At 66.1% G+C, this 20,836-nt stretch carries 21 protein-coding genes and 1 tRNA gene; 14 read left to right on the top strand and 8 right to left on the bottom strand.

Features of this window, described 5'->3' with window-relative positions; translation table 11 throughout:
- The first annotated feature begins 243 nt into the window (after window positions 1–243).
- From ACSX1D_RS06845 to ACSX1D_RS06860, 4 genes are all read left to right on the top strand, one after another.
- Window positions 244–606 (top strand): Hpt domain-containing protein, encoded by a 363-nt coding sequence (locus ACSX1D_RS06845; RefSeq protein WP_439861542.1) that lies wholly within the window; start codon window positions 244–246, stop codon window positions 604–606.
- A gap of 12 nt (window positions 607–618) precedes the next feature.
- Window positions 619–2,064, top strand: coding sequence for a sigma-54-dependent transcriptional regulator (locus ACSX1D_RS06850; protein WP_439861543.1), 1,446 nt, complete (start codon window positions 619–621; stop codon window positions 2,062–2,064).
- Between the two features lie 274 nt (window positions 2,065–2,338).
- On the top strand, window positions 2,339–4,837 hold the full coding sequence (locus ACSX1D_RS06855; protein ID WP_439861544.1) for a response regulator: 2,499 nt from the start codon (window positions 2,339–2,341) through the stop codon (window positions 4,835–4,837).
- Window positions 4,838–4,945: 108 nt separating this feature from the next.
- Entirely contained in the window at window positions 4,946–5,548 is a 603-nt protein-coding gene (locus tag ACSX1D_RS06860; RefSeq protein ID WP_439861545.1) for a tRNA-uridine aminocarboxypropyltransferase, read from the top strand.
- A 75-nt stretch (window positions 5,549–5,623) separates the two neighbouring features.
- On the opposite strand, the gene ACSX1D_RS06865 is transcribed toward ACSX1D_RS06860, so the two are convergent.
- From ACSX1D_RS06865 to ACSX1D_RS06880, 4 genes are all read right to left on the bottom strand, one after another.
- A complete protein-coding gene (locus ACSX1D_RS06865) occupies window positions 5,624–6,247 on the bottom strand; it encodes a c-type cytochrome domain-containing protein (RefSeq protein WP_439861546.1) in 624 nt (207 codons plus the stop codon).
- An 80-nt stretch (window positions 6,248–6,327) separates the two neighbouring features.
- Window positions 6,328–6,666, bottom strand: a complete 339-nt coding sequence (locus ACSX1D_RS06870) for a hypothetical protein (protein ID WP_208709172.1) — start codon at window positions 6,664–6,666, stop codon at window positions 6,328–6,330.
- Window positions 6,663–7,046, bottom strand: a complete 384-nt coding sequence (locus ACSX1D_RS06875) for a phage holin family protein (protein WP_439861547.1) — start codon at window positions 7,044–7,046, stop codon at window positions 6,663–6,665. The genes ACSX1D_RS06870 and ACSX1D_RS06875 overlap by 4 nt, the downstream gene beginning before the upstream one ends.
- An 11-nt stretch (window positions 7,047–7,057) precedes the next feature.
- Window positions 7,058–7,375 carry a DUF883 family protein gene (locus tag ACSX1D_RS06880; protein ID WP_208709176.1) on the bottom strand — a complete coding sequence of 106 codons (318 nt, stop codon included), beginning with the start codon at window positions 7,373–7,375 and terminating at the stop codon, window positions 7,058–7,060.
- 379 nt (window positions 7,376–7,754) lie between these two features.
- Here ACSX1D_RS06880 and ACSX1D_RS06885 point away from each other — a divergent pair, with 379 nt between their 5' ends.
- The 3 genes from ACSX1D_RS06885 to ACSX1D_RS06895 all read left to right on the top strand — a co-directional run bounded on the left by ACSX1D_RS06885 (window position 7,755) and on the right by ACSX1D_RS06895 (window position 10,441).
- Complete coding sequence (locus ACSX1D_RS06885) at window positions 7,755–8,963, top strand: ammonium transporter (protein ID WP_439861548.1); 1,209 nt, start codon at window positions 7,755–7,757, stop codon at window positions 8,961–8,963.
- Window positions 8,964–9,208: 245 nt separating this feature from the next.
- A complete protein-coding gene (locus tag ACSX1D_RS06890) occupies window positions 9,209–9,445 on the top strand; it encodes a glutaredoxin family protein (RefSeq protein WP_439861549.1) in 237 nt (78 codons plus the stop codon).
- A 111-nt stretch (window positions 9,446–9,556) separates the two neighbouring features.
- Window positions 9,557–10,441: a chemotaxis protein CheV gene (locus ACSX1D_RS06895; RefSeq protein ID WP_439861550.1), complete on the top strand. Its 885-nt coding sequence runs from the start codon at window positions 9,557–9,559 to the stop codon at window positions 10,439–10,441.
- Window positions 10,442–10,731: 290 nt separating this feature from the next.
- Here the strand turns inward: ACSX1D_RS06895 and ACSX1D_RS06900 are convergent.
- The 3 genes from ACSX1D_RS06900 to mobA all read right to left on the bottom strand — a co-directional run bounded on the left by ACSX1D_RS06900 (window position 10,732) and on the right by mobA (window position 11,838).
- Window positions 10,732–10,808: transfer RNA gene (locus ACSX1D_RS06900), tRNA-Pro, on the bottom strand.
- A 138-nt stretch (window positions 10,809–10,946) separates the two neighbouring features.
- Window positions 10,947–11,168, bottom strand: a complete 222-nt coding sequence (locus ACSX1D_RS06905) for a YgdI/YgdR family lipoprotein (RefSeq protein WP_439861551.1) — start codon at window positions 11,166–11,168, stop codon at window positions 10,947–10,949.
- 85 nt (window positions 11,169–11,253) lie between these two features.
- Complete coding sequence (mobA, locus tag ACSX1D_RS06910; RefSeq protein WP_439861552.1) at window positions 11,254–11,838, bottom strand: molybdenum cofactor guanylyltransferase MobA; 585 nt, start codon at window positions 11,836–11,838, stop codon at window positions 11,254–11,256.
- Window positions 11,839–11,906: 68 nt separating this feature from the next.
- On the opposite strand from mobA, the gene moaB reads away from it, so the two are divergent.
- Window positions 11,907–12,446: a molybdenum cofactor biosynthesis protein B gene (gene moaB / locus ACSX1D_RS06915; protein ID WP_439861553.1), complete on the top strand. Its 540-nt coding sequence runs from the start codon at window positions 11,907–11,909 to the stop codon at window positions 12,444–12,446.
- Entirely contained in the window at window positions 12,443–13,657 is a 1,215-nt protein-coding gene (locus ACSX1D_RS06920; RefSeq protein ID WP_439861554.1) for a molybdopterin molybdotransferase MoeA, read from the top strand. Before moaB ends, ACSX1D_RS06920 begins: the two co-directional genes overlap by 4 nt.
- Window positions 13,658–13,665: 8 nt before the next feature.
- On the opposite strand, the gene gliR is transcribed toward ACSX1D_RS06920, so the two are convergent.
- Window positions 13,666–14,691: an AraC family transcriptional regulator GliR gene (gene gliR / locus ACSX1D_RS06925; protein ID WP_439861555.1), complete on the bottom strand. Its 1,026-nt coding sequence runs from the start codon at window positions 14,689–14,691 to the stop codon at window positions 13,666–13,668.
- Window positions 14,692–14,817: 126 nt separating this feature from the next.
- Here gliR and ACSX1D_RS06930 point away from each other — a divergent pair, with 126 nt between their 5' ends.
- The 5 genes from ACSX1D_RS06930 to ACSX1D_RS06950 all read left to right on the top strand — a co-directional run bounded on the left by ACSX1D_RS06930 (window position 14,818) and on the right by ACSX1D_RS06950 (window position 20,825).
- On the top strand, window positions 14,818–16,413 hold the full coding sequence (locus ACSX1D_RS06930; protein WP_439861556.1) for an FAD-binding oxidoreductase: 1,596 nt from the start codon (window positions 14,818–14,820) through the stop codon (window positions 16,411–16,413).
- A gap of 2 nt (window positions 16,414–16,415) precedes the next feature.
- Window positions 16,416–18,026 (top strand): glycerol-3-phosphate dehydrogenase/oxidase, encoded by a 1,611-nt coding sequence (locus tag ACSX1D_RS06935; protein ID WP_439861557.1) that lies wholly within the window; start codon window positions 16,416–16,418, stop codon window positions 18,024–18,026.
- Between the two features lie 15 nt (window positions 18,027–18,041).
- A complete protein-coding gene (locus ACSX1D_RS06940) occupies window positions 18,042–19,601 on the top strand; it encodes an FGGY-family carbohydrate kinase (protein WP_439861558.1) in 1,560 nt (519 codons plus the stop codon).
- Between the two features lie 246 nt (window positions 19,602–19,847).
- Window positions 19,848–20,207 carry a response regulator gene (locus tag ACSX1D_RS06945; RefSeq protein ID WP_439861559.1) on the top strand — a complete coding sequence of 120 codons (360 nt, stop codon included), beginning with the start codon at window positions 19,848–19,850 and terminating at the stop codon, window positions 20,205–20,207.
- Window positions 20,208–20,825, top strand: coding sequence for a hypothetical protein (locus ACSX1D_RS06950; protein ID WP_439861560.1), 618 nt, complete (start codon window positions 20,208–20,210; stop codon window positions 20,823–20,825).
- Window positions 20,826–20,836 lie beyond the last annotated feature (11 nt).

Genomic DNA, 20,836 nt, shown 5'->3' on the forward strand with positions numbered 1-20,836 from the left:
CGAGTTTCTTTGCAAAATGCGAAGCGTCATGCGAAAAAACCTGGGCCCAAGCACTCAAATCGCCCCGGTGGCGCCTGATTTCCAATCTGGTCCCTATATTGCTTTCTCCTATTCGCAAGACAGCGTTCCTTGCGTAATGACAGTGCTGGATGACGCATCGAGCCCTGCAGCCGCTGTTCAAGGTGTCAGGCCGTAGGTGCCGGTCCGGCAGCGGTACACCCTTCCCCCATGGAGGCAGAGGTCATGACGCTTTTGAAATTAATGGACGAGGCGATCCTCGCTCGCCTGGCCGCAGAAACTTCCGATGCCATGCTCGAGCGCATGATCGGCATGTTTGTCAGCGAGGCGCAACGGCGCATGGACGCCATCAACGCAAACCTGGCCAGCATGGACTGTCATGGCGTCGAGGATCAGGCCCATGCCCTCAAGAGCAATGCGGCGACCTTCGGCGCCGCGCAGCTGTCGGCATTGGCGCGGGAGATCGAGTCGGCCTGCAAGCGCATGGACAAGGACCTGGTCGTGCAGCTCATGCCGCAGATCAACGATATAGTGCGTGACACCCTGGCGGCCTATCGCCAGCGCTTCAACATTCCCCAGCCGGTGTAGTGGAGAACGCACATGCGCGAGCGTGTAGGAAACACCTCAATTCTGCTGGTGGAGGACAGCCTGCCGCTGGCCACCCTCTATCACGAGTACCTGAGCGCGCAGGGCCATCAGGTGGTGCATGCGGCCGACGGCGAGCAGGCATTGCAGGCTTTGGGTAGCCAGCGCTTCCATCTGCTCCTGCTGGACCTCAGCCTGCCGGACATGCACGGCTTCGAGGTGCTGCGTTTCGTCAACGAGCAGCGCATCGATGTGTCGGTGGTGGTGGTGACGGCCAATGACTCGGCCGAGGTGGCCATGGATGCGGTGCACCTGGGGGCGGTGGACTTCCTGACCAAGCCGATCGACGCCAGCCGCCTGCTGGTGACGGTCAACAATGTGCTCAAGCAGCATCACCTGGCGGACCTGCTCGACAGCTATCAGCAGCGCTACGAGCGCGACAGCTTCGAGGGCTTGGTGGGCGCCTCCCCGGTGATGCAGGGCGTCTACCGGGTGATCGAGAATGCCGCGTCGAGCCGCGCCAGTATCTTCATCACCGGCGAGAGCGGTACCGGCAAGGAACTCTGTGCCGAGGCCATCCACCGGCGCAGTGATCGCAGCGGCAAGCCGCTGATCACCATCAACTGCGCGGCCATTCCCCGGGACCTGATGGAGAGCGAGATATTCGGCCATATGAAGGGCGCGTTCACCGGCGCCCATGCCGAGCGAGACGGCGCGGCGACGCTGGCCGACGGCGGTACGCTGTTTCTGGACGAACTGTGCGAAATGGACCTCGAACTGCAGAGCAAGCTGCTGCGCTTCATTCAGTCCGGCACCTTCCAGAAGGTCGGTTCCAGCGTCAGCCAGCAGGTCGATATCCGCTTCGTCTGCGCCACCAACCGTGACCCGTTGGACGAGGTGCGCGCCGGGCGCTTTCGCGAGGATCTGTACTATCGCCTGCACGTCATCCCGCTGCGCCTGCCGCCTCTGCGCGAGCGCGGCAATGACTGTCTGCTTATCGCGCGCAAGCTGCTGCGCGATATCTGCGAGCGTGAGGGCAAGGCCTTCGCCGGCTTCTCCCGGGAGCTGGAGGCGATCATGCAGGCCTACCCGTGGCCGGGCAATGTGCGCGAACTGGAAAACGTCATCATGAACATGGTGGTGCTGGGCGAGGGCACGGAGCTGACCGCCGCCATGCTGCCCGAATCGCTCGATACCCGCCTGCAGGTTGGCGCGGTGAGGGCCTCGGGCGTCGCGCCGGAGCCCGTCGGTCCGGCAGCCACCGGCGCGTTCGATCGCAGGAAAGGGGACGACGAGATCCGCCCGCTATGGCTCGAGGAAAAGCGCATTATCGAGCGCGCCATCGACATCTGCGGCGGCAACCTGCCCAAGGCCGCTGCCTTGCTGGAAGTCAGCGCCTCGACCTTGTATCGCAAGCGCCAGGTCTGGGAGAAGTCGGCGACCGAGCCAGTGCCCGGCTAGGTTCCTGGCAAAGTGCATTGCAAATTGCAAAGCACTTTGCGATGCCGTGGGGCTTGGTGAGGGCCGGAGGGCCCTTGGGTTTGAACCGTCCGGCTTTCTCCGCTAGTCGGGCATCCTGATAAACCTTTTACATTTCAATGACTTGAGCTTGCAGCGAGTCTCTCGGCGAGGTCCTGTGGGCGCTTGCCGCAGTTCAGCGGCCGGGCGCGGGGCGCAGATTGCAAGCTGGCCTGCATCTTGCGATGTCTCTTCCAGGAATCAGGAGACCTGTCCCATGACCCAGAATGGCAACCCTGCGGCAAATAGTTCGCCAGCGCTTGGCCCGAGTCGCCGCTGGTGGCAGAAGTGGGTGGCGGCCGCCTTGCTGGCGGCCCTGTTTGCAGGCAGCGCGCTGGTCGCTCTGCGCACCCACTACCAGGACGACTTCCTGGCCAGTCATCTGGCCCAGGAGCAGGTGGTCCTGCAGGAGTTGTCGATCGTGCGCGCGCAGCTCGAGTCCTACCTCAATGGCGACCTCTATCAGGTCAAAGGCCTGATCGGCCTGCCGATCGCCAACCGGCAAATCAACGAGAAGCAGTTCGCGCGTATCGCCGCAGAACTGGCCGGCAATGATAAGCAGATCATGAGCCTGCAGTTGGCGCCGAACGGCATCGTCACCCATGTCTGGCCCTATGAGCAGAACAAGGGCGCCATTGGCCACGATCTGCTCGCCGACCCGCAGCGCCGCCTTGCCGCGAATCGGGCGATCGAGAGCCGTCAGCTCTGGGTGGCCGGGCCGGTCCAATTGATCCAGGGCGGTGTCGCGATCATTGGCCGTTATCCGATCTTCGTCGACGACATCGAGTCGGCAGGGGAGCGTTTCTGGGGATTTGCCACGGTACTGATCGACTGGAATTCGGTGGTGGCCCGGGCCCGTCAGGCAACCGGTACTACCAGTGAGATCGAGATTGCCATTCGCGGCAAAGACGGGCTCGGTGCCGCGGGCGAGCAGCTCTATGGCCAGCCGGAAGTATTCGCCAACTCGCCGATCACCATGGACGTGGTCCTGCCAGGCGGTGTCTGGCAGTTGGCTGGGGTGCCGGCGCAGGGCTGGATCACCTTTGCCGATCATAAGGTGGAGCAACGGTGGCTGCTGCACGTGCTGGTGGTCCTGCTGGCGCTCGGCTTCTACGCCCTGCTGCGCCTGCCGGTGCGCCTGCGGCGCATGGTCGAGGAGGCCACCTACAACCTGCGCCAGAGCGAGAACCGTCTGGTCGATGCCATCGAAGCGATCCCCGATGCCTTCGCCATCTTCGATGCGAGCGATCGACTGGTGCTGTGCAATGCCAACTTCCGCCGTGTCTACCAGCGCAGCGAGGCCGCCATCGAGCCCGGAGCGACGGCGCGCAGCCTGATCGAATTCGGCATCGCCCACGGCCAGTACGCCGCCGGCGAGGGCGATCAGGCCCTTTCCGAGCTGCTCAAGTCCAAGCTGGAGCTGCACGGCAAGGCCGAATCCCACTACGAGGAGCACCTGAGCGACGGCCGGGTACTGCGGGTCATCCAGCGGCGCATGCGCGACGGCGGTCTGGCGGGCATCCGGGTCGACATCAGCGATCTCAAGAGCAAGGAACACGAGCTCGTTGAAGCCAAGCGCCAGGCGGACGCTTCCAATGAGGCGAAGAATACCTTCCTGGCCACCGTCAGCCACGAGTTGCGCACCCCCTTGAACGTGGTGATCGGTGTACTGACGGCCTTGCAGTCGTCCGCCAGGCTGGGGGAGGTGGAGCAGGAGCGGGTCAAGGTCGCCAATCGATCCGGCAAGCACCTGCTGGCCCTGGTAAACGAGATTCTCGACCTGTCACGCGTCGAGTCGGGCAAGCTGGAGCTGCAGCACAGTGCCTTCGACTTCGCCGGGCTGATCAACCCGGCGCTGGACTTCGCCCGCAGCGGCTGCGAGCAGAAGGACCTGCTGTTCCTCTACGAGGAAGGGGCCGGGGTGCCGAGACATTTCCGGGGTGACAGCGTGCGGGTGCGCCAGGTGCTGTTCAATCTGCTGTCCAATGCCATCAAGTTCACGCCATCCGGCACCGTCCGTTTGACGGTCGAAGCCAGCGCAGTGGCGGAGGGTCGAACAGCCCTGACGTTCTGCGTGGACGACTCCGGACCGGGGGTCGCCGAAAGCATGAAGCCCCTGCTGTACAAGGCCTTCGCTCAGGGTGACGCCTCTCTGGTGCGCCAGCATGGCGGCGCCGGGCTTGGCCTGGCTCTGTCGAAGCGCCTGGCGCAACTCATGGGCGGCGACATCGAGGCCGGCGATTCCCCCCTGGGCGGGGCGCGATTCACCCTGAGCCTGACCCTGGAGCGTGTTTCTGGCGAGAGCGACGCCATGGCGGAACAGCACTTGAACCGGGAGCCTGTGAGTCACAGCTCGCGACGCGTGCTGACGGTGGATGATTCGCCGACCAATCAGCTGGTCATCGAGTGCCTGCTGGATGGCACGGGGTATGAGTTGCACTGCGCCGATGGCGGTGCAGCGGCCATAGAACGGGTCCAGGAGCAGGCCTTCGACCTGATCCTGATGGATATTTCGATGCCCGAGATGGATGGCGTCGAGGCGACGCGGCGGATTCGCGAGCTGCTGGGTGAGGCCTGTCCGGTGGTGGTGGCGGTGACGGCGCACTCCATGGCCGGCGACCGGGAGTACTACCTGACGCGGGGCATGGACGGCTTCATCACCAAGCCGATCGACAAGCAGGAGCTGATCCGCACCATCGAGGCGGCGGGCACCTGAGGGCGCCGCAGCGGATCGGCGTGGGATTTCCTGATGGCCCCGTCCGCCGCAGAGGAGGGCGGCCAGTGGGGCGGCCTTGTGGCACACTGCGAGGCCGAGGAGATACCGATGCCACGCCCCTATTGCCCCCGCTGCAGCCGCCCGCTCGAGCGCTGCCTATGTGCCTTGATTCCGCAGCTCGACAGCCGCACCCGCGTGCTGATTCTGCAGCACCCCAGCGAGGTCCGGCATGCGCTCAACACCGCGCGTCTGGCGGCCTTGGGCCTGGGCAATGCCGAGCTGCGCGTGGGCGAAGTGTTCGACGACTTGCCGGCGCTGCTAGGACTGGCGGGTTATCGGCCGTGCCTGCTGTTCCCGGGGGAATCCGCCGCGCCCCTGGCGCAATTCGCTGCGGCGGTGCAGGGGCTGCCGCTGTTGCTGGTGGTGCCGGATGGCACCTGGCGCAAGGCGCGCAAGCTGCTGCACCTCAATCCGTCGTTGGCGGCCCTGCCCAGGGTGACCCTGCCGGCGGGCCTGCATTCGCGCTACCGCCTGCGCAAGGCGCCGATGCCTGGCGCGCTGTCCACCATCGAGGCGATAGTCGAGGCGCTGGAAATCCTCGAGGCGCCGGACCGCTTCGACGCGCTGCTCAAGCCGTTCGAGGCGCTGATCGAGGGGCAGATCGCCGCCATGGGGGAGGAGACCTTCAGGCGTAATCATCAGCGCGACTGAGCTGTCGCCCGCCGCCAGTTGATTCGCCATCCGCATGCCTTCAGATGTGGCCCGCCCACTCCGGCGGCCCGGGCATCACCTTGGGAGTGGCCTTATCCGTTCGACCAGCAGGCTGCCGTCTTTCAGCAGGCGCCCGCGTACCTGCACGTAATCCCCAGGCTTGGGCGAGCGCTGCAGCCGGGTTGCCGCATTGAGCCTGAGTGCCAGGTCGTCGAGGCGCCAGCCAGCCTGCAGTGTGCCGTGCAAACGTACCCTGGCGCCGCTGGGCATGGGCGCGCGCCTGCCCTCGGCGTCGCGGGCGCCCTGGTTGATCCAGTCGACGATCAGGGCGACCTCCTGAGAATCGAGATAGGGCGGGCCGTCGTAGGGCATGCGAGGGCGCGACTGGCCACGAATACGCCGCACCAGTTCGCTGGCCTCGGCCACGCCCGGCACCACGCGGGCGCGCTCGTCGTGGGCCAGCGTCTCCGAGTAGGAGGTCAGCCGATAGCCCTCGGGCGCCGCACCCATCAGCCCTTGTGCGGCGTGGCACTTGGCGCAGCGGCCGATGAGAATCGCCTGCACCTGGCGGTAGTCCACGGTGCTCTTGGGCTCGGGCGCAGGCGTGCCGGCCCCCTCGGTCGCGGCCAGCGACGGGGAGGCGCCGAGCAGCGACAGCAGCAGGCCGAGCGCGAGCAGGCTGCCGGGTTGCTTGGGCATGGCTGGCGGCCTCGCGACGGCATTGGCGGTACCTTGAAGACTAGCCGCAATGGCTACAAGGCCGGGTCGCGGGGGCGATGCTATTCCGCGCCAGCCTGTGCGCTGCCCGCTTGCCGCGGTGGCTTGCGGCGCAGCAGCGGGAAGGCGACCAGGGCAAGCCGCAGCCAGCGCCGCCAGTTGCCGCGACGCACCCCCAGGGTCGCCAGCAGCAGGGCGCCGCCGGCCACCCAGAGCGGCGCGTTGCTGTCGCGCAATTCTTCGCGCCAGTGCTGGCTGAAGTATCGCGCCTGGCGCACCGGTTGCAGCAGTACCAGGGTTTCGTGGCGCAGCTCCTGGCGATGCATTTCCAGGCGCAGGCGCAGCATGGCCTTGCGCAGTTCGCTGCGCGAGGCCTTGGCAGGCAGTTCGGTCAGGCTCATGGCAGCAATTGCTCGCGGTCGCGGGCCAGCTCTTCGAGGCTGGCGCTGAAGGGCGCAGGGGCCGTGCGCAGGCGGTGCAACAAACCGAGCAGGCAGGCCAGCAGGCCGACGCCGTAGAAGGCGCACAGGGCGATGATCACAGTCAGGCGGTGGCTGTCCCAGAAACCGATCACCAGCGCGGCCGACAGGCCGATCAGCAGCAGCAAGCCGAACACCAGGCCCAGGCCCGTCAGCACCAGCAACTGCAGGCTGAGGCTGCGTTGTTCTTTGAGTTCTTCGCCGAACAGCGCCAGGTGGCCATGCAGCAAACCGAGCAGGGCGCCGCCAAAGCGCCGCGGCGAGGGACCGCGGCCGGGCGCGGAGGGTGACGCGTCGTCCATCTCGTCTCTCATCAGCGACGGGAAATCAGCATGCCCAGCAGCAGGCCGATGGCGGCGGCTATGCCCAGCGTCTGCCAGGGGTGGGTCTGCACATAGCCTTCGGTCGCCTCGACGGCCGCCTTGCCGCGTTCACGCAGGGAGTCTTCGGCATCGTTCAGGGTGCTGCGGGCACGCCCCAGGCTGGTGCGGATCTGTTCGCGCAGCTCCTCGGCCTGCTCGCCGGCCAGACTGGCGGAGTGTTGCAGCAGTTTTTCCGTGTCGCGAACCAAGGCCTGGAACTCGTCGAGCAGCTCGTCTTGGCTGGATGAATTGGCACTCTTGCGGGGCATGGGTCTCTCCTTGGACGGGTGAGTGTAAGGGCTTCGAGTCCCCAGGCGGGGCCAGGTTCCCCCGGATAGGGCAGGCGTAATACCTGGTACTGCGGTTTCAATTGCTGGTACAGCCTTTGCAAAGTCTTGGTGCGCGCCCTCTGCCGGTTGCTCCCTTATGGAGCCTTCAAGGACTTGGCCTGGATGCCGGGGTGCATGGGTAAGTTATTAATAAATAAAGAATTAGTACCTTGACTGGGTTCGTCCGCGCGCCATTTTGGCGCCGTTCGATATCGCTGAGGCTGGATTTGGTCGGCAGTCGTGCTCCTCGATGGTGCACCCTGCGTCGGGTCTGGTCCAGTTTGGTGCTTTTTCCCTGACTTCGGAGTGTCCTTCGCTGATGGAAGACATCAATAGCGCCGTAGAAACCCTGATTCACGGCTCCAATACCCTGTTCATCCTGCTCGGCGCGGTGATGGTGCTGGCCATGCATGCCGGCTTCGCCTTCCTCGAAGTGGGCACCGTGCGGCAGAAGAACCAGGTCAACGCCTTGTCGAAGATCATCTCCGACTTCGCGGTCTCGGCCCTGGCCTACTTCTTTATCGGCTACTGGGTCGCCTACGGGGTGACCTTCCTCGAGCCGGCCAGTGTGCTGACCCAGGAGAACGGCTATGCCCTGGTCAAGTTCTTCTTCCTGCTGACCTTTGCCGCGGCGATTCCGGCGATCATCTCCGGTGGCATCGCCGAGCGCGCCAAGTTCGGTCCGCAACTGTGCGCCACCGTATTGATCGTAGCCTTCGTTTATCCATTCTTCGAGGGCATGATCTGGAACGGTAACTACGGCGTACAGGCCTGGTTGGAGGCGAACTACGGCGCCAGCTTCCATGACTTCGCCGGCTCGGTGGTGGTGCATGCCGTGGGTGGCTGGCTGGCCTTCGGCGCGGTGCTGCTGCTGGGGCGCCGCGATGGACGCTATCGGGATGGGCGACTGGTGGCGTTCGCGCCGTCCAACATTCCATTCCTGGCCCTCGGCTCGTGGATCCTGATCATTGGCTGGTTCGGCTTCAACGTGATGAGCGCGCAGACCCTGGGCAGCGTCAGCGGCCTGGTGGCGGTCAACACCCTGATGGCGATGGTCGGCGGCACCGTGGCCGCGCTGCTGGTTGGCCGCAACGACCCGGGCTTCCTGCACAACGGCCCGCTGGCCGGCCTGGTGGCGGTGTGCGCCGGCTCCGACCTGATGCACCCGGTCGGCGCCCTGGTGACCGGCGCGATTGCCGGTGCGCTGTTCGTCTGGGCGTTTACCGCGACTCAGGTGAAGTGGAAGATCGACGACGTGCTCGGCGTCTGGCCCCTGCACGGTCTGTGCGGCGCATGGGGCGGCGTTGCTTGCGGTATCTTCGGTAAGGAAGCGCTGGGCGGCCTGGGCGGCGTGAGCCTGGCCAGCCAGCTGATCGGCACGGCGCTGGGCGTACTGGTGGCGCTGGTTGGTGGCTTCCTGGTCTATGGCGTGCTCAAGGCTCTGCTGGGTATTCGCCTGAGCCAGGAGGAGGAGTACTACGGCGCCGACCTTTCGATACACAAGATCGGTGCCGTCAGCCAGGACTGATAGCTTTTCCCTGCAGCCAAAAAGCCCGGACAGCGTCCGGGCTTTTTTGTGTCGCCTAGCAGCCGGCCGGATGCAACTGCCCGGGCAATTGCTGGTCGGCGCCGACGTTCGAGAGACGCGGAAGCTGGCGCTGTCTCGTTCGCCAGCTTTGCCCGGCGCAAGCCCAGGCTGAGACGAGCGCAAGGGCAGCGACGTGCGCAGGCTGATGCTAGACTGCTTTTCTCGTGATTTTTGGACGCCAGCGCATGCTTCCTGAATGCCAACTGTTCGGCACCCTTGGCTGCCATCTGTGTGAAGTGGCCGAGGCGCTGCTGATGCCGTTCGTCGAACACGGCTTGCTGGTGGAGTTGGTGGATATTGCCGATCAGGAGGAGTGGGTCGAGCAGTATGGCTTGCGTATACCGGTACTGCGCCGTTGCGATACCGGTGCCGAGCTGAATTGGCCGTTCGATGGCGAACAGGTCGTGGCTTTTCTGCGCTGAAGGCCTGCCGCTAAGGGTCGCTCGTGAGCTCGGCGCAAGAGGTGAGTCAGGTGCCGGGCTGCTTACCCAGTCCGGCCTGAAGACAGCTATTGAAAGGGGGTAGATTCGCTAATGAGTGAGGTGATGGGGGACGCGTTTTCGTTGCTGTTGTTCCGCCTGCACAGCGGCCGGCTGCTGGGGATCAACCTGCTGAAGGTCAATGAGATCGTCGAGTGCCCGGCGCTGACCAAGCTGCCTAATCGTCATCCCCATGTGCTCGGGATTGCGACATTGCGTGGCGCGGCGCTGAACGTCATCGACCTGGCGCGAGCGATCGGCGAGGCGGGGCATGGCGACAGTCGGGACGGCTGCTTGATCGTCACCGAACTCAGTCGCTCCCGCCAGGGCCTGCATGTGCAGCGTGTCGAGAGCATCGTCCAGTGTTCGACTCGCGATGTGCGCCCGCCGCCGGCAGGTACCGGCGCTAAAGCCTTTATCACCGGAGTCACCCAGATCGACGGGGCCATCGTGCAGATTCTCGATGTCGAAAAGGTGCTGCACGAACTCGCTCCCGCGATGCCGGTGGAGATCGATGGTCAGTTGCTGTCTGATGCCGAACGCCAATCGTTGGCTGGTCGCCGGGTGCTGGTGGTGGATGACTCCCAGGTCGCCTTGCAACAGACCTTGGTTACCCTGCGCAAGCTCGATCTCGACTGCCAGGCGGTACGCAGCGCGGCTGCGGCGATGGACCTGTTGCTGACTCAGCAACATGCCGGAGAGCCGATAGAAGTGCTGGTTTCCGATATCGAAATGCCGGAGATGGATGGCTATAGCCTGGTGCGGGAAATTCGCCGGAACGCCATCATTGGCCAGACCTATGTGCTGCTGCATACCTCGTTGGACAGCACCATGAACACCGAGAAAGCACGCGCGGTCGGTGCCAATGATGTGCTCACCAAGTTCTCCGCTGTCGATTTGAGCAAAGCGCTGTTGCGCGCCTTCCAGCAGCTGGCCTGACTATTCGGGCCGGCAGTTGGACAGGTCGCGGAAGGCACGTCCTATCGCTCAGGGGGCTCCGCATCAGCAACGCATCGTGGGGCATGGGCGGGCCGAATAAGCTCGACCGAGGGGCATCAGTCAGCGGCCGGCGCCCCTTTGCTCTTCCGACTACTCGTTTCACAGCCCGGGTTCGAACTCTTCCGGACAAGGGCGGCGGGATGAGCAGGCTGCAGAAACAAGAAAGCCCGCACAGGGCGGGCTTCTTGGGGTGTTTCGTAGACAGCTTGAGACTGCTAGAAACTGGGATTTGGTCGGAGAGACAGGATTCGAACCTGCGACCTTCTCGTCCCGAACGAGACGCGCTACCAAGCTGCGCTACACTCCGATAGGGCGAAATTGTACTGAAAAACATTTGCTGCACAAGGGGTTAGGCTAAATTTTTTTGCCGGACGAGACGAAAGGATCGGTGCTTTTGTCCCGTCAGGCGTCGGCCCGGGACCAGTCGGCCGAGCGCAGCGACTGCTCAGAACTCGTGGATGGTGCTGACCTGGTCCTTGTTCACTTTGGCGCGCGTGCCGTCGAGTTGCTCGAATTCGTAGAAGCCCGATGCCGCATCGTAGTGTGGCTGGTCCCGAGTCTGCAGTTCGCGGCCATCGTTCAGGGTGATCACCGAGGGCGAGGTGCATCCGGCCAGCGTTGCCAGGCCCAGGGCCAGTAGGATTGCCGGGAAGGTCCGTCGACTCATGGGTGTGCTCCTTGGATGAAATGGCTACCCAGCCTCAGACGAAAGAATGTCGCCAAGGTTCCTTGCTGCAGGATCGTCGGCGCGATCAACCGACACTGTGCACGAGCATGTCCGGCGTATTGAGATTGGCCAGGCGCGGGTCCACGAGTGGGCAGTCGACCGCCACCGGGGCGTGCTCGCGCAGCCAGCGCTGGGGACTGCGCTCGCCGGCCTGCCAGGCGTGCTCCAGCGAGGCGCTCAGGCGGGTCGGGATCAGGCAGAACAACGGTTCCCAGTAATCACCCTGGCGGACGATCACCGGATGCTCGCCGGCCTTGCTCAGCAAGGCCTCGAGCAGGGCCTGGTCGAGGCGCGGGGCGTCGCAGGGCAGAACCAGTAGATGCGCATGCCGGGCCACCTTGAGGCCGGCGCGAATGCCGGCCAGGGGGCCCTGAAAGTCCTGCTGCTCGTCCTGCACCAGATGATCCGCGAACTGGGCGTAGCGCCCGGCGTTGCGGTTGCAGGAGATGATCAGGTCGTCGGTCAGCGGTCTAACCAGGTCGTGCAGCCAGGCGATCAGCGGGCGACCCTGCCACTCGAGCAGGCCCTTGTCGCGCCCGCCCATGCGATGTCCACGGCCCCCGGCGAGCAGCAGCACGGAACAGGGCGGCAGGGCAGTAACGGCGGGCATGGCGAAGCCTCCTGGGACGGGCCTGTGATATAACTTCCGGCATTATCCCCGATAACTGGAAACCTGCCATGAATCACAAGGCCGAGGCGGTATTCGTGCCGCTGAATATCGCCGTGCTGACCGTCAGCGATACGCGCAATCTGGACACCGATACCTCCGGTCAACTGTTCGTCGACCGCCTGCAGGAGGCCGGCCATCGGCTGGCCGCGCGCCAGTTGCTGAAGGACGATCTGTACAAGATCCGCGCCCAGGTCGCCACCTGGATCGCCGCCGACGACGTGCAGGTGGTGCTGATCACCGGTGGTACCGGCTTCACCGGCCGGGACAGTACCCCGGAGGCGGTCAGCTGCCTGCTGGACAAGCAGGTGGATGGCTTCGGCGAGCTGTTCCGGCAGATTTCTGTGGCCGACATCGGTACCTCCACGATGCAGTCCCGCGCCCTGGCCGGCATGGCCAATCGCACCCTGGTGTGCTGCCTGCCGGGCTCGACCAATGCCTGCCGCACCGCCTGGGACGGCATCCTCGCCGAGCAGCTGGATGCGCGCCACCGTCCGTGCAACTTCGTCGCTCACCTGAAGCAGGCGGATGCCTGCGAGAGCCGTGGATGATGTCCAGCGAAAAGCCCGGCCTGTTGCCGGTCGAGGAGGCACTGGCCAAGTTGATGGCGCTGGCCGAGGCGGCGCCGATCACTGAAGTCGAGCGCGTCGCCCTGGCCGAGGCGGATGGCCGGGTGCTGGCCGCGCCGCTGATCGCCGGATTGGACCTGCCTCCCTGGGCCAACAGCGCCATGGACGGATACGCCCTGCGTTTGGCCGACTGGAACGGCGAGCCGCTGCCGGTCAGTCAGCGTATTCAGGCCGGCAATGCGCCGGGGCCGCTGCAGCCGGGCAGCTGTGCGCGCATCTTCACCGGCGCGCCGCTGCCGGCCGGCGCCGATACCGTGGAGATGCAGGAGAATGTCGAGGTCGAAGGCGATGGCCGGGTGCGCTTTTGTGAGCCGCTGAGGCTCGCTCAGAACGTCCGTCCGCAGGGCCAGGAGACCCGGGTCGGTGACCACGTGCTGCCGGCCGGTACGCGCCTGGGGCCGATCGAGCTGGGCCTGGCGGCCTCCCTCGGCGTGGCCGAGCTGGAAGTCCTGCGCCGCCCGCGGGTGGCGGTTGTCTCCACCGGCGATGAACTGGTCGAGCCGGGTTTGCCGCTGGGGCCGGGGCAGATCTACAACAGCAATCGCCGGTTGTTGATCGCCTGGCTGCAACGCCTGGGCTGTGCGGTGGTGGATGGCGGCATCCTCGCCGATGACCTGCAGCAGACTCGCGAGGCCCTGGCCGCGCTGAACGCCGTCGACCTGATCCTGTCCACCGGCGGGGTGTCGGTGGGCGAGGCGGATTTCCTCGGCGTGGCCCTGCGCGAGGAGGGCGAACTGACCCTGTGGAAACTGGCGATCAAGCCGGGCAAGCCGCTCACCTTCGGGCGCTTTCGCGGCGTCCCGGTGCTTGGCCTTCCCGGCAATCCGGCGTCCACCCTGGTCACCTTCGGTCTGTTGGCGCGGCCCTATCTGTTGCGTCGTCTCGGCGTGCGGCGAGTCGAGCCGCTGGGTTTCGCCATGCCGGCCGGTTTCGCCTGGAGCAAGCCGGGCAAGCGCCGCGAGTACCTGCGCGCACGCCTGGAAGGCGGCCGGGTGGTGCCTTATCCGAACCAGAGCTCGGGGGTGCTGCGCAGCGCCGCCTGGGCCGAAGGCATCGCCGAAGTGCTGGAAGGGACCACGCTGGCCGAGGGCGACAGCCTGCGCTTCATTCCGCTGAGCGAGATTCTCGGCTAGCCCGGGAGCTAGGTGTCCGTGCGCCGGCTTTCGCGGAATTCCCCTGGCGTCTGCCCGGTCCAGCTCTTGAAGCTGCGATGGAAGGAGCGTGACTCGGTGAAGCCCAGGTAGCTGGCGATATCCTGGATCGCCAGGTCGCTGCGCAGCAGGTAGTGCTCGGCCAGCTCCTGGCGCAGCTGGTCGAGTATCTGCTGGTAGCTGGTGCCGGCCAGTTGCAGATGGCGCTGCAGGGTACGGACCGTCATGTGGAACTTTTCCGCTACCCGCTCCTTGCGCGGCAGGCCGTCCTTGAGCAGCAGGCGCAGGGCACTCTTGACCCGCTGCGGCAGCGGTTCGTCATCGTCCAGCCCGGCCATCAGGGTCAGCGCGTGTTCCTCCAGGGTGCGCAGCAGGTTGGCGTCAGCCTGGCGCAGGGGCACATCGAGGTACTGCCGCGGCACCACCAGCGCGTTGCACGGTTGGGCAAAGCGCACCGGGCAGCCGAACAGCGCCTGGTATTCGGCCAGGGGGGCGGCGGCCGGCAGGGCATGCTCGAACCAGACCTCGTGCGGCGAGTGATCGGCATCGGCGATCCAGCGTGCGTACAACAGCCAGGAGGCCAGCACGTTCTCCACCATGTGCCGGCGGATCTCCGGGCTCTGGTGGCGGCAGCTCCAGATCAGGCGCACGTGATCCTGCGCCGCCTCGAGGCGACTCACGCCCATGTCACCCACCAGCTTCTCGTAGGGCACGATGCGGCCCATGGCTTCGCCGAGGGTGGCGCAGTTCATGGCGATATAGCCGAGCACGCTCCAGGAACCGGGTTGCACGAAGCGCGCCGAGCGCAGGCCGAACAGTGGGTCGCCCGACAGTTGCAGCAGCTGTGCCAGCAAGCGTTCATGGGTTTCCCCCGGCAGGCGCTTGCCGTTATCGCGCAGCTGCTCGGCGCACAGGCCCACCGCCGCCAGCGCCGGTTCGGTGTCCAGCTCAAGGTGTTCGGCATAGCGCAGGTACTTGAGCAGGGCGGGGACCGAGGTGTAGCCGAGGTTTTCCATGGCGCTTGTGCTTCCGACTGTCTCGATTGGCGATAGGTACTGTCCCGATTCGACAGTGACCCCGGGCGGCGGCTGGCTAGTATAGGCAGCCAACCATACTGATCGGAACATCCACGGGAGAGGCGCATGCGACGTTGGAACGGCTGGGGCGAGGAAACGACCGAGGTGGAGCTGCCGGCCCATGGCCAGGACTTTCTTGGCGAGTTGGTGGGGCCGGGTCAGAGGCTCGCCGATGCCAGCCTCGAGCAGGTGCTGGCCCAGGTGCCGGCCAGCCGCCTGCCGGCGCATCCGCTGATCAGCCTGGACCCCGAGGAGCGCCTGCGCCACGCCCGTGGCCAGAGCCTGCCGGACTGGCTGGCGATGCGTTCCGGCGCGTTCGGCGTGTTCCCCGATGGCGTCGCCTACCCGGAAAGCGCCGAGCAGGTTCGCGAGCTGTTGGCCTGGGCCCGCCAGCAGGATGCGTTGCTGATTCCCTATGGCGGCGGCACCTCGGTGGCCGGTCATATCAACCCGCAGGCCAGCGCCAGGCCGGTGCTGACCCTGTCGCTGGAGCGCATGAACCGCCTGCTGGAAATAGACGAGGAAAGCCTGATCGCCACCTTCGGTCCCGGCGCCAACGGCCCCCAGGTCGAGAGTCAGTTGCGCGCCCGCGGCTACACCCTCGGTCACTTTCCCCAATCCTGGGAGTTGTCGACCCTCGGCGGCTGGGTGGCTAGCCGTTCAAGTGGCCAGCAGTCGCTGCGCTACGGGCGCATCGAGCAATTGTTCGCCGGCGGTCGTCTCGAGACCTTCGCCGGCACCCTGGAAATCCCCTGTTTTCCCGCCTCGGCCGCCGGCCCCGACCTGCGGGAGATGGTCATGGGCTCGGAGGGGCGTTTCGGCATCATCTCCGAGGTCAAGGTGCGCATCAGTCGCCTGGCCGAGCAGGAGCGGTTCTACGCGGTGTTCATGCCCGACTGGCCGCGGGCCCTGGCGGCCATCCGCACCCTCACCCAGGCGCGCGTGCCGCTGTCCATGCTGCGCTTGTCCAACGCTATCGAGACTCGCACCCAACTGGCCCTGGCCGGCCATCCGCGGCAGATCGCCTGGCTGGAGAAGTACCTGGCCCTGCGCGGTGCCGGCGAGGGCAAGTGCATGCTGACCTTTGGCGTGACCGGCAGTCGCGCGCAGAACGCCGCCTCGTTGAAGCAGGCGAAGAAGCTGTTGAAGGGCTTCGGCGGGGTCTTCACCGGCACCCTGCTGGGGCGGAAGTGGGCGCAGAACCGCTTCCGCTTCCCCTACCTGCGCCACGGCCTGTGGGGCGCAGGCTACGCGGTGGACACCCTGGAAACCGCCACCGACTGGAGCAACGTCGACACCCTGCTGAACAAGGTCGAAGCCAGCCTGCGCGACGGCCTGGTCGAGGAGGGCGAACGGGTGCACGTGTTCACCCACCTGTCCCACGTCTACGGCGAGGGCTCGAGCATCTATACCACCTATGTGTTCCGCCCCGGCGCCAGCTACGAGCAGGCCATGGCCCGCTGGCAGCGACTCAAGCAGGCCGCCAGCCAGACCATCGTCGAGAACCGCGGCACCATCAGCCACCAGCATGGTGTCGGCCGCGACCACGCGCCCTACCTGGCCGCCGAGAAGGGCGAACTGGGCATGGCGGCGCTGCAGGCGCTGTCCGCCCACTTCGACCCGGAGCGCCGCCTGGCGCCCGGCGTGCTGCTCGAGGAATGACCATGCCAGCCTGGAATGCCGCCTGGCGCGAGCGCGCGTTGCCCGAGTTGGCGGCCCGTGACTGGGATCTGATTGTGGTCGGCGGCGGCATCTGCGGCGCCGGCATCCTCCATGAGGCGGCGCGGCGCGGCTGGACGTGCCTGCTGCTGGAGCAGCGCGACTTCGCCTGGGGCACTTCCAGCCGCTCGTCGAAGATGGTCCACGGCGGCTTGCGCTACATCGCCAAGGGCCAGCTCGCGTTGACCCGCGATTCGGTGCGCGAGCGTCAGCGCCTGCTGCGCGAGGCGCCCGGGCTGGTCGAGCCACTGAGTTTCCTGATGGCCCATTATCGCGGCGAGTTCCCGGGCCCCAGGCTGTTTGGCGGGTTGCTGGCGCTCTACGACGCGATGGCCGGCAAGCGCAACCACCTGTATTACCCGTTGCAGCAGTTGCGCTATCTGGCGCCGGGCCTCAAGGAAGCGGGTCTGCTCGGAGGCACGCGTTTCTTCGATGCGGTGACCGACGATGCCCGCCTGGTCATGCGCGTGCTCGGTGAGGCGCGCGGCGAAGGCGGTGAGGCGCTCAATGGCGTGCGGGTGATCGAGTTGCTGCGCGAGCAGGGGCGGGTGGTCGGCCTGCGTGCCGAGGATCGGGAAACCGGCCGGCGCTTCGACTTTCATGGCCGCGCCGTGGCCCTGGCCACCGGCGCCTGGGCCGAACGCCTGCGCAGCCCGCGCGGGCAGGAGCACGTGCGCCCGCTGCGCGGCAGTCACCTGCTGCTGCCGGCCTGGCGTTTGCCGGTGGCCCATGCCTTCAGCTTCATGCACGCAGCGGATCGCCGGCCGGTGTTCGTCTTCCCCTGGGAGGGCGCCACCGTGGTCGGCACCACCGACCTGGATCATCGCCAGTCGCTGGATCAGGAGGCGCGGATCAGTGGCGAGGAACTGGACTACCTGCTGGCCGCCTGCGCCCAGCAGTTTCCCGCGGCACGCATCACCGGCGCCGATGTGTTGTCCACCTGGGCCGGGGTGCGGCCGGTGGTCGGCGACGGCGAGTCCGGCCGCAGGCCCTCCGACGAGACGCGCGAACATGTGCTCTGGGTCGAGCCCGGCTGCGTGACCCTGGCCGGCGGCAAGCTCACCACCTTCCGCCTGCTGGCCCTGGAGGTGCTGCGCGCCTGTGCCGACTTCGTCGGCCGGCCCCTGGTGGAAGACGATGGCGCGCTGTTCGGGCCCTGCGTCGCGCCGGCGCTGGCGCAGTTGAGTCCGGCGCTGCAGAGACGCCTGAGTGGCCGCTACGGTCGCGAGCTGCCGGGCTTGCTGGAGGTGCTGGCGGAAGTCGGCTGCGAGTGCCTGCCCGGTACCCAGACCCTCTGGGCCGAGCTGGCCTGGGCGGCGCAAGGCGAGCTGGTGCTGCATCTCGACGATCTGCTGCTGCGCCGCACGCGCATCGGGCTGTTGCTGCCGGGCGGCGCCGGCGCGCAGCTGCCGCGTATCCGCCAGCTGTGCCAGGCGCGCCTTGGCTGGGATGACGCCCGCTGGGGGCAGGAGGAGCGCGACTACCTGGCGCTCTGGCGTGCCTGTTATAGCCTGCCGGAGCCGATTGCGGCGCCGGCTCCGATCATCAACCCATAACCTGGGGACTGCACCTTGAGCGAGCAAAGCTACCTGCTGGCCATCGATAACGGCACCCAGAGCGTGCGTGCCCTGCTGTTCGACCTGCAGGGCAACCTGGTCGGCAAGGGCAAGGTGGAACTGCAGGCCTACTATTCGACGGAGCCGGGCTGGGCCGAGCAGGACCCGGAGTACTACTGGGCCAGCCTGGGGGAGGCCTGCCAGCGCCTGTGGCAGCAGGTGGACATCGACCGCAGTCGGATCAGGGGCGTGGCGCTGACCACCCAGCGTGGCACCCTGATCAATGTCGACGAGGCCGGGCAGCCCCTGCGCCCGGCCATCCTCTGGCTCGACCAGCGCCGCGCCGAGGTGCGGGGCCGGATCAAGGGACTGTGGGGCTGGCTGCTCAAGCTGGCCCGGGCCGAGGACGCGGTGGCGCACTTTCGCGCCCAGGCCGAGGTCAACTGGATCGCCCAGCAGCAGCCAGAGATCTGGGCCAGGACCCACAAGGTACTGCTGCTGTCCGGTTTTCTCAGCCACCGGCTCTGCGGTCGTTTCGTCGATTCGCTGGCCTGCTGCGTTGCCTACCTGCCGTTCGACTACAAGCACCTGCGCTGGGCCGCGCCCAGCGACTGGAAATGGCAGGCGATGCCGGTGCGCCGCGAGCAATTGCCGGAGCTCTACGAACCGGGCCAGCAGTTGGGCCACATCAGCGCCGAAGCCAGCCGCCATACCGGAATTCCCGAGGGCTTGCCGCTGATCGCCGCCGGCGCCGACAAGGCCTGCGAGGTCCTCGGTGCCGGCGGGGTCGAGCCGCATATCGCCTGCCTGTCCTATGGCACCACTGCGACCATCAACACCACCCGGCGCGAGTACCTGGAAACCACACCGCTGATTCCGCCCTATCCCTCGGCGATTCCCGGCCACTTCAACACCGAGGTGATGATCTACCGCGGCTTCTGGATGGTCAGCTGGTTCAAGCGGGAGTTCGGCCTGCATGAACTGCAGCGGGCCGGGGCGGCGGGCGTGGAGCCCGAGGTGCTGTTCGACGAGCTGGTCAACTCGGTGCCGCCCGGCTCCATGGGGCTGATGCTGCAGCCCTACTGGTCGCCGGGCATACGCGAGCCGGGGCTGGAGGCCAAGGGCTCGATCATCGGCTTCGGCGATGTGCACACCCGGGCGCACCTCTATCGTGCCATCCTCGAGGGGCTGGCCTACGCCCTGCGCCAGGGCAAGGAGCGCATCGAAAGCCGCTCGGGGAGCAAGATCACCCGCCTGCGTGTGTCCGGGGGCGGCTCGCAGAGCGATGCGGCGATGCAGCTGACGGCCGATATCTTCGGGCTGCCGGCCGAGCGGCCGCACACCTACGAGACCTCCGGGCTGGGAGCGGCCATCGATTGCGCGGTGGGGCTCGGCCTGTATCCCGACTTTCCCACGGCGATCCAGGCGATGACCCGGGTGGGGCGGGTTTTCCAGCCCGATCCGTCGGCTCGTCGCCTCTATGAGCGTCTTTATCTGGAGGTTTACCTGCAGATGTACAAGCAGCTCAGGCCGTTGTACCTTCGCATCCGTGCCATTACCGGTTATCCGGCCTAGTCGTCCAGGCCCCTCGCGCAGGCGCCGCGGGCCAGCAATGCCCTGCCGGCGGTCGCCCATCTATCCTGCAGTACACGGAAGTGTGCCGCCGGGCAAACCTAGGCCTGCCCGGCACGAGCTGGCGTGGCGAACGAGGGCGGCTCGACTAAGGTAGTACGGGAAGGTGATGCGCAAAGCTGCGTACGATCAAAAGCAACGCGCTTAGAACGCCAGCAACAATAAAAAGAGATCGAAAGGAAGGCCCGCTTGAAAGTACTGATAGTCGACGACTCGGCCATGTCGAGAAAACTGGTGATGAAGGCATTGCCTGACGAGTTGAAGGCGGAGGTGACCCAGGCCGCCAACGGTCAGGAGGCGCTGGACGCCTACCATGCCGGGCACGCGGAGGTGATCTTCCTCGATCTGACGATGCCGGTCATGGACGGCTTCCACACCCTCGAGCAGCTCAAGTGCGAAGACGCTAACGCGGTGGTCATTGTCATCAGCGCGGATATTCAGCCGCAGGCCCAGCAGCGTGTGCGTGAGCTCGGCGCGGCGGCCTTCGTCAAGAAGCCGATCACGCCCGAAGCCATGCAGGTGGCGCTGCGCCAGATAGGGTTGATCTAGATGAACAGTCGATTGACAGGTCTGAGCGAAGATCAGCGCGATGCCTTGCAGGAGCTGATGAACGTGGCGATGGGGCAGGGCGCCGACCGCCTGGCGCGCCTGACCGAGACCTTCGTCACCTTGTCCGTGCCGCGGATTCATCCGGTCGGCGTGGCCAATTCGGCATTGCTGGAGCAGCTGATGCTCGCCAGCCAGCCGGTGATCATTACCCGCCAGTCCTTTCTCGGCCGCCTGCGTGGCGAAGTGATCGTGTGTTTCGGCGAGAATGGCGCCGACCAGCTGGCCGGCCTGATGGGCTATGAAGCCGGCGACAAGGGCGCTGTTCGAGATGAGCTGGTACTGGACGTCACCAATATCCTCACCGGTGCCTGTATCAATGGACTGGCGCAGCAGGTTGAGATGAAGGTCAGCTACGGCTCGCCTTCGCTGTTCTCCCGCGGTCGCTCACTGCAGGAGGTCCTGGGTAGCCAGGAGTTCCAGGATCACCAGGCATTGGTGCTTGAGATTCACTTCGAGGTCGCAACTCACAGCTTCTATTGCGATTTGCTGGTGTGCATCACCGAGGACTCGGTAGACACCGTCATCGGGCTGATCGACCAGCTGCTCAGCGACATCTGAAGGCAAGCAGG

The sequence above is a fragment of the Pseudomonas sp. MBLB4136 genome (genome assembly GCF_051904765.1).
Taxonomy (GTDB): domain Bacteria; phylum Pseudomonadota; class Gammaproteobacteria; order Pseudomonadales; family Pseudomonadaceae; genus Aquipseudomonas.

What these genes read in the sequence shown, in the direction of transcription:
- ACSX1D_RS06935 (WP_439861557.1), top strand. Translation starts at nt 16,416, where the DNA reads ATGCCAGCCTGGAATGCCGCCTGGCGCGAGCGCGCGTTGCCCGAGTTG.
- ACSX1D_RS06895 (WP_439861550.1), top strand. Translation starts at nt 9,557, where the DNA reads ATGAGTGAGGTGATGGGGGACGCGTTTTCGTTGCTGTTGTTCCGCCTG.
- mobA (WP_439861552.1), bottom strand. Translation starts at nt 11,838, where the DNA reads ATGCCCGCCGTTACTGCCCTGCCGCCCTGTTCCGTGCTGCTGCTCGCC.
- ACSX1D_RS06905 (WP_439861551.1), bottom strand. Translation starts at nt 11,168, where the DNA reads ATGAGTCGACGGACCTTCCCGGCAATCCTACTGGCCCTGGGCCTGGCA.
- moaB (WP_439861553.1), top strand. Translation starts at nt 11,907, where the DNA reads ATGAATCACAAGGCCGAGGCGGTATTCGTGCCGCTGAATATCGCCGTG.
- ACSX1D_RS06870 (WP_208709172.1), bottom strand. Translation starts at nt 6,666, where the DNA reads ATGAGCCTGACCGAACTGCCTGCCAAGGCCTCGCGCAGCGAACTGCGC.
- ACSX1D_RS06880 (WP_208709176.1), bottom strand. Translation starts at nt 7,375, where the DNA reads ATGCCCCGCAAGAGTGCCAATTCATCCAGCCAAGACGAGCTGCTCGAC.
- ACSX1D_RS06885 (WP_439861548.1), top strand. Translation starts at nt 7,755, where the DNA reads ATGGAAGACATCAATAGCGCCGTAGAAACCCTGATTCACGGCTCCAAT.
- ACSX1D_RS06890 (WP_439861549.1), top strand. Translation starts at nt 9,209, where the DNA reads ATGCTTCCTGAATGCCAACTGTTCGGCACCCTTGGCTGCCATCTGTGT.
- ACSX1D_RS06920 (WP_439861554.1), top strand. Translation starts at nt 12,443, where the DNA reads ATGATGTCCAGCGAAAAGCCCGGCCTGTTGCCGGTCGAGGAGGCACTG.
- ACSX1D_RS06855 (WP_439861544.1), top strand. Translation starts at nt 2,339, where the DNA reads ATGACCCAGAATGGCAACCCTGCGGCAAATAGTTCGCCAGCGCTTGGC.
- ACSX1D_RS06930 (WP_439861556.1), top strand. Translation starts at nt 14,818, where the DNA reads ATGCGACGTTGGAACGGCTGGGGCGAGGAAACGACCGAGGTGGAGCTG.
- ACSX1D_RS06860 (WP_439861545.1), top strand. Translation starts at nt 4,946, where the DNA reads ATGCCACGCCCCTATTGCCCCCGCTGCAGCCGCCCGCTCGAGCGCTGC.
- ACSX1D_RS06845 (WP_439861542.1), top strand. Translation starts at nt 244, where the DNA reads ATGACGCTTTTGAAATTAATGGACGAGGCGATCCTCGCTCGCCTGGCC.
- ACSX1D_RS06865 (WP_439861546.1), bottom strand. Translation starts at nt 6,247, where the DNA reads ATGCCCAAGCAACCCGGCAGCCTGCTCGCGCTCGGCCTGCTGCTGTCG.
- gliR (WP_439861555.1), bottom strand. Translation starts at nt 14,691, where the DNA reads ATGGAAAACCTCGGCTACACCTCGGTCCCCGCCCTGCTCAAGTACCTG.
- ACSX1D_RS06850 (WP_439861543.1), top strand. Translation starts at nt 619, where the DNA reads ATGCGCGAGCGTGTAGGAAACACCTCAATTCTGCTGGTGGAGGACAGC.
- ACSX1D_RS06875 (WP_439861547.1), bottom strand. Translation starts at nt 7,046, where the DNA reads ATGGACGACGCGTCACCCTCCGCGCCCGGCCGCGGTCCCTCGCCGCGG.
- ACSX1D_RS06950 (WP_439861560.1), top strand. Translation starts at nt 20,208, where the DNA reads ATGAACAGTCGATTGACAGGTCTGAGCGAAGATCAGCGCGATGCCTTG.